This window comes from Microcoleus sp., from assembly GCF_041354475.1.
Classification (GTDB): Bacteria; Cyanobacteriota; Cyanobacteriia; order Cyanobacteriales; family Microcoleaceae; genus Microcoleus.
Genome location: NZ_JBGJZU010000035.1, coordinates 53,309 through 60,704 on the forward strand (window position 1 = coordinate 53,309; position 7,396 = coordinate 60,704).

General features: G+C 45.6%; 3 protein-coding genes. All 3 read left to right on the plus strand.

From position 1 onward, the window contains the following. Nucleotides 1-351 precede the first annotated feature (351 nt). Complete coding sequence (locus ACBR23_RS14895; RefSeq protein WP_371113984.1) at nt 352-1,986, plus strand: pentapeptide repeat-containing protein; 1,635 nt, start codon at nt 352-354, stop codon at nt 1,984-1,986. Nucleotides 1,987-2,112: 126 nt separating this feature from the next. Continuing rightward, the gene (locus tag ACBR23_RS14900; RefSeq protein ID WP_371113983.1) at nt 2,113-5,121 is read left to right on the plus strand and encodes an MASE1 domain-containing protein; all 3,009 of its coding nucleotides are present in this window, start codon (nt 2,113-2,115) and stop codon (nt 5,119-5,121) included. A 60-nt stretch (nt 5,122-5,181) separates the two neighbouring features. Then, entirely contained in the window at nt 5,182-6,969 is a 1,788-nt protein-coding gene (locus ACBR23_RS14905) for an ATP-binding protein (RefSeq protein WP_371113982.1), read from the plus strand. Nucleotides 6,970-7,396 lie beyond the last annotated feature (427 nt).

Sequence of the window (7,396 nt, forward strand, 5' to 3'; positions counted from 1 at the left end):
AAAAAAGGATAGCTTTAGCAAGCCTTTAAACTATCTTCCCGGATAATCAACTGAAAAAACTCACAGCAGCGAGATGGTAAAAAAAGGGAAAAGATAGCAGCCTAAAAGACTTAGGTGCAATTCTAATTCGCCGATACTCGCAAAGACGAACTGCACAAATTTTCAACCAAAATAGTCAACGAAAACCAATAGAAATGGTCGGCATGGGGCATCGGCACGACCTTAAATGTACGGTGAGACAGAGTAAGACTATCAAAGGTAGCATCAGTCGATGAAGCGTAAAGAATCCCCGCGCGTTTACGCCAGGGAGTATGTCAATAGATGAGAAAAACATAGGCACTGTCAATCAACATGAGCTACTGCGTAAATCCCGGCTGTCCACATCCTCAAAATCCACCTGACTCGATCGTTCAGTGTCAGGCCTGCGGTGCGCGATTGCTGCTGCGTGCTCGGTATCAAGTAATTCAACCGTTAGGACAAGGAGGATTTGGGGCAACATTTCTGGCCAAAGATATATCTTTGCCCGGTCAGCCGAGTTGCGTAGTCAAGCAACTGCGACCAAGCAGTACGTCGCCACGAGTTCTAGAAATGGCGCGGGAATTATTTAAGCGAGAGGCAAAAACCCTAGGCAAACTGGGGGATCACCCCCAAGTACCCAGGCTGCTAGATTACTTTGAGGCAGAACAACAATTTTTTTTGGTTCAAGAGTATGTTAAAGGCTCGACTTTAAAACAAGAAGTCAAACAATCGGGTCGTTTAAATGAATCAGATGTTAAAAATTTTCTCTTGGAAATTCTGCCAGTAGTGCAATATATCCACAGCCAAGGAGTAATTCACCGGGACATAAAACCCGCGAATATTATTCGCCGAGTTCAAGACAACCACTTGGTGTTAATTGATTTCGGAGCAGTCAAAGATCAAGTCAGCCAAACATTATTATTAGACCCCACCGACCAAAGCGCCAACACCAAATTTTCCGTGGGGACCTTTAGTTTTGCCCCGCCGGAACAAATGGCAATGCGACCAGTATTTGCCAGTGATATCTATGCCTTGGGCATGACTTGTCTGTATTTGCTGACAGCAAAATCGCCCAAAGATTTAGATTTCGATGGAGTCACCGGCGAAATTGTGTGGCAGCATCACGTTCACCTCAGTGCCAGTTTCGCGCGGATTCTGGAAAAAATGCTGAAACCGATGGTGGGACACCGCTTCCAATCAGCAGCCGATGTCCTCAGAGCTCTGAATGGTCAATTTGAAGACCCAACCCTTCTCGATGGCTTAGCGACTCAATTCAACGGCAATAATGGCACTGTTGAAGAACCGACCATATTTAATGATGAGGGTTCTTCCTGGCCTTCCTCCAAGACTAACAAGACTAAAATTAATCGGGGATCGAAGCCGGGGCCCGCCGGTAGAAGTTCCCTAAATCCATCCGGGAACACGGGGATGCAGCCGAGAGTTTCGCGCACTCTGGCTGAGTCCGGCAGAACCTTCGGCACAGTGGGACATTCTAGTGGCAATTTAGCAGCGCCAAAGTTACCGAAAGTCACTCCCAAGTGGGATAGTAACAGCGTGCGATCGGCATATTTTAAAGGCAAGCGCGATTTTGCCGACAGCGAACTGTCTGGTCTGCAACTACAAAAAGCGCAGTTGGCGGGGGGAAATTTTTATCAGGCAAAGCTGGTGAAAACGAATTTGCAAGCAGCAGATTTGTCGGGGGCAAATTTGGGTCATGCGAGATTGATCGGGGCGAATTTGCGAGATGCTAATTTGACTGAAGCTTATTGCAGTACGGCTAATTTTGAAGGGGCTGATTTCCGAGGTGCGGACTTGACGGGGGCTTATTTGAGCAAGGCGAATTTGCGGGGGGCAAATTTGTCGGGGGCGAATCTGACTAACGCTACAGTTAGTGAAGAACAATTGGCCATGGCAAAGACGAATTGGATGACTATTAAACCCGATGGTAAGCGAGGTTTTGGATTTTAAGAAGTCATTCCCCATGAACCATGAACCATTCCCCTAATCAGGTAATTCTCTTGGAGGAAGCCCGATCACCCGTTTGCCACCTAAATTGAACATTCAGTAAGGTCAGACTCGATCGCACCTAACCCCATGAAAATGCTCAACCGTCGCACTCAACCCCTATTATTCTTGACACTTAGTGGCATCCTGGCCCTCACCTACTATGTGACTGGAAAACTCGCAGCCTCCTGGCTCGGATTCGTGAAAGCCGATGCTTCCCCGGTGTGGCCACCCGCCGGCATCGCCCTCGCCGCACTCCTACTCCAAGGACGGCGGATGTGGCCCGGAATTACCGTCGGTTCCCTGCTGTTGAGTTCTACCTTCGCCGTCGGTATACCCTCCATCGTCATGCTCTCTTCAGCCTTTAGCGTCACCCTGCAAGCTCTCCTTGGTGAGGCTTTGCTCAGGCGCTGGGGTTTTTCGACCAAACTCGATCGCCTGGGAGATGTTCTGGGGTTAGTAGCCTGCGCTGTCATTGGGTCTACTTTGATTGGTTCTACCATCAGCAATCTGAGCGGCTGCATTTTTGGTTGGATTCCGTGGAGCAATTTTTGGAGAAATTGGTGGACAATGTGGCTGGGTGATGGTATTGGGATTTTGCTATTTACCCCAGTCTTGCTGACTTTGACCCACTTATTACGGAATAGAGTTGGCAAAAAATTAATTACCAATTACCGATTACCAAATTTAATTGTTAATTATTCAGAACCGTTGATTTTGCTAACTCTGCTAGTGAGCGTTAGCTGGCTGGTGTTTGGTTCAAAAACAGATGCTGCTAGCGCTATCTATCCCCTAGAATATTTGCCCTTTCCTCTGGTAGTCTGGGCGGCCCTGCGATGGAGTCCTGGGGGAGCGATTTTTGCTTATTCGATCGTTTCTTACATCGCGATTTTGGGAACTGTCCAGGGTGGCGGCCCGTTTTTAGTTAACTCTTCGGCTACCCTCAGTGACCGACTTACGTGGATGCCGGTTTTATTTTTACAGGCTTTTATGGCGACGATGGCCATTGTGGCCTTGATGTTAGCCGCCGCCGTCGCCGAACGCGAGCAAGCTCTGGTGGAGGTGCGCCGCACAGCAGCCATGTTGCGCGATCGTGAAGCTAGTTTGGCCAACGCTCAACGTATTGCTCAGTTAGGCCATTGGGATTTAGATTGCGCCACCCTAGAACCACCTGACGACTGGGAGCAATCGCCCGAACATCATACATCCAACCTCGAATTGCGGTGGTCCGACCAACTTTATCGGCTCTTGGGTTTAACTCCCGGAACAATCAAACCCGCGCCCTGGTTGTTTCTGCAAGCGGTACACCCAGAAGACCGAGAATTGGTGGCGCGATCGCAGCGCCAAGCCATATTAGATCGAAAATCCTATTGCATTAATTACCGGATTGTGCTTGGCAATGGCTCCGAACGCACTGTGTGCGAACAGTCGGAAATTCACTCAAACGTGATTTCTGCAACAGTTCAGGACGTTACCGATCGCTACCTTGCTACCAAAGCCTTGCGAGCATCAGTCGATCGCGATCGCCTCCTCTCAGAAATGGCACTGCGGATTCGCCATTCCCTAGACCTCCAAGAAATTCTCAATACTACTGTCGCCGAAGTGCGGCAATTTTTCAAAGCAGACCGCGCTTTCATCGGCATAAAATCGGCGCTGGAGACAATGCCCGATTCGCCAGTCTACGGTCAGATTGTCGCTGAGTCTGTCGGTACCGAATACCGTTCTATTTTGGGCTGTGTGCTGGCTAACGAGAGCCATTTTGAATACTTGAAAACCTTTTATGCCACCAACCGCGCCAGAGCACTCTCCGATACTGCTAGCGTGGAAGTCATGGATGGATTTACCAAATACTACAATGAGTATCAAATTCGCGCCACCTTAAATGTGCCGATCGTCTTGGGCGGTGAGTTGTTCGGAACCCTGGCAGTCAATCAGTGTTCTGGGCCGCGCCAGTGGCAGGAATTTGAGATTGATTTATTAGAAAAACTTGCTACCCAAGTGGCGATCGCCCTTCAGCAAGCCCAACTTTTGCAGCAGGTAAAAGACCTCAATACCAACCTAGAATTTCAAGTGGAGGAACGCACCACACAACTACAACAAAAAATGCAAGAATTGCAAGAAAGCAATCGACTCAAAGACTTGTTTTTACACGCAGTTTCCCACCATCTCCGCACCCCTGTTATGGGAATGTTAATCCTGATGAAAAATTTACTAAATAAAGCATCTGCTGACTCTCAACAAACTGTTCCGATTTCTCGCTCGATTTTGGAGCGGATAGTTGAGGGCAGCGAACACCAGTTGGGTATGGTTAATGCCCTACTAGACGCTCACGCCACCGGGGTCAAAGGTGTTTGCCTTAACACCTTACCACTGCAATTACCATCTTTAACTTCCGCAGTCATTGCCAAATTAGAACCGCTGCTGGCTAAAAATCAAGCAACTTTAATTCAGGAAATACCTGCGAATTTGCCTCTGGTATTTGCCGATGTCCAACAGTTACAGCGGGTCTTAGAAAATCTACTGATTAATGCTATCAAACACAATCCTCCCGGAGTAACAATAAATTGTAAATTAGAGGTGATAGAAGTAGATAATTTCCTACTTAATCAAAGTAATAAAAATAATCTAATAGCGCAAAATGGTATATTATATAAATGTATAGATCAGGTGAGATATTCCTCGGATGCTGAAAGTCAAATCTTTAAAATAGGTGGGGAATCTGCGACACAACCGCTAGAAATCAGCATGAAATATCGTGATATACATAGCAAAAGTTACTGCGATGGCAGTTACCAATTCCCTCGCTATCAAGGTGAAATTGGCAATCTGAGCTACCAATTACCGCGATCGACCGTAAAAATGGTTCGCACTGTTGTAGTGGATAATGGAGTAGGAATCAGCCCACAACAGTGTGACTCTTTGTTTGAACTCTGCGTTCAAGACCCCAATAACCGACAACTAACCGGGCTGGGTTTGGGACTGTACCTTTCCAAGCAAATTATCAAAGCTCACGGCGGTGAAATGGGCATGGAAAACACTCCTGGAGGTGGCTCGACTTTCTGGTTTTCTTTGCCTGTTGTGGAAGTTGTCAGTAGTTAGTAGTTATTTGTTAGTGGTGGGTTCTTTAACAAACAACAAATCACAAATAACAAATCACAAATGGCCAATGCTAAATCAGTTCCAGGACTAACGGTTTATGAGGTGTGGCGCGATCGCTTTCTTCGAGACAGGCTACGCCCTACTGTGCAGATTGCTATTTTTTTTGTTTTAACAATTATTATCTATTTTATCGGTGAAGCCCTCTTTGCTCCCCAGGAGTTTAAAGCTGTTTACCTGTACACGAGTTTTGCTGTAGAGTTAGGTTTAATCACCAGCTTGGTTTTGCAAAAAACTGCGATCGGACAGCGTTACCCTGGTTTGCTATTTTTGGGTTTTTCCTGGTCCTTGACTGTAGTTGTACAGCTTGGATTAGCTTTAGCCAGAGTCGGAGACTTGCCGATTTTAACCTGGAGTTTAGCATTTCTGACCCAGGCTACGCTCATGCCTGTACGTTGGCCTCTGCACCTGATTTCTCAACTTGGTGTTTTGTTGTGCCACATCGCGATAAATTTGGTTTTAAACCTGAGTTTTGCTCGGTATACTCCGTTTCGGATGAGCGGCTTTTACTTGTATTTATTTTGGTTTTGTTTTATTTGTGACTTGTCAGTTTACTGGTACGAAATTCTCCAAAAAACTGAGTTTAGCACTCGCCGAGAATTGCAATCTGCTTATCAACAATTAGAGGTGGCGGAAGCGAAGTATCGCAGTATTTTTGAAAATGCTGGTGAGGGTATTTTTCAAAGCACTCCCGATGGCCGCTATATTACTGCTAATCCAGCTTTGGCGAAGATTTATGGGTGCGATTCGCCATCGGAGGTGACGGCAAAATTTACTGATATCGGGCATCAGTTGTATCTCGATCGCGATCGCAGGAGTCAGTTTGTGCGAGCGATCGAGGAAAACGGCAGAGTGTCGGATTTTGAGTCTCAAATTTATCGCTCAGATGGGAGCATTGTCTGGATTTCTGAGAATGCTAGGGCGGTGTTAGATAGCAGTGGCTCTGTGGTTTATTATGAAGGTTCCATTCAGGATATCACCCAGCGAAAACAGGCACAATCAGCTCTGAGGCTATTTGTTCACGCTCTTTCTCACGATTTGCGCAACCCTGTTGCAGGAATGTTAATGGTTTTGAAAAATTGGGAAAAAAAATCTGATAAATCTATAGAAATTCCTCGTTCAGTTTTGGAGCGGATGATTAAAGGTAGCGAGCAGCAATTGCGGTTAATCGATTCTTTATTGGAAGTTCATGCTAGCGAATTGCGCGGTTTAGTTTTGCACTGCGATCGGGTAAATTTGAAGCAGCTAATTGAAGATGCAGCCGCAGATTTGGAGCCGTTAATTCATGAGAGTCAAGCTAATTTTAAAAATTTAGTCCCCGATGATTTGCCGGCCGTTTATGGCGATCCCACTCAGTTATGGCGGGTTTTTTCTAATTTAATTTCTAACGCTTTAAAACATAATTTATCTGGGCTAAATGTGACTATTTCAGCTAAGGTGATAGAGGGAGCAAAGCTCACTAAATATCCGGGGGATGTGCCATCGGATACTGATAAATTTGCCATTAATGATTCCCAAATTTTTACCCTAAATTCCCAATTGTCACTTTTGACTTCCCCCATGAAGATGATTTTATGTGTTGTTCAAGATGATGGGGTGGGAATATCGCCGGAGCAGTGCGAACATCTTTTTGAACTTTATGTTAGAGGCTCACGCTCCCGACAATCTGTTGGTTTAGGTTTAGGGCTCTATCTTTGTCGGCAAATTATTGGGGCTCATGGCGGGAAAATAGGGGTGATTAGCACTCCGGGTGCTGGGGCAATTTTTTGGTTTACTTTGTCGCTAGCTTAAGACTATCAAGGGAATTTTTGTTTCCTTCACTACATTTCATTCTGACATTTTACCCACTCCGGTAAATTTTCCAGTATCAACCAAATTTATGCCTTCGGACTATTGCCATTGGTATCGAATAGTGATATAATACCGAACAAGAATATTTTAAATAAAATAATTCTCAACTTCATATTTTCTTTAGAAAAATCATCTATTTTATCTCAAATATCCTGAAAACCCTGTGTATCCACCATGGTGGAGAGAGCTTTAGATTTGGGATTCTAGATTGAGAATTTGGGATTTTCCCCAGAGATGAAAGCTATTGACCAAACAGTGGACAAGACTTGACAGCTAGTTCATAAACTGGACAAATAGCCAGCCTAAGTATCTTGAATACTACGTTTTGAGGGTGATGACACCTACGGGTGCTTTCCAGCTTGTAGCT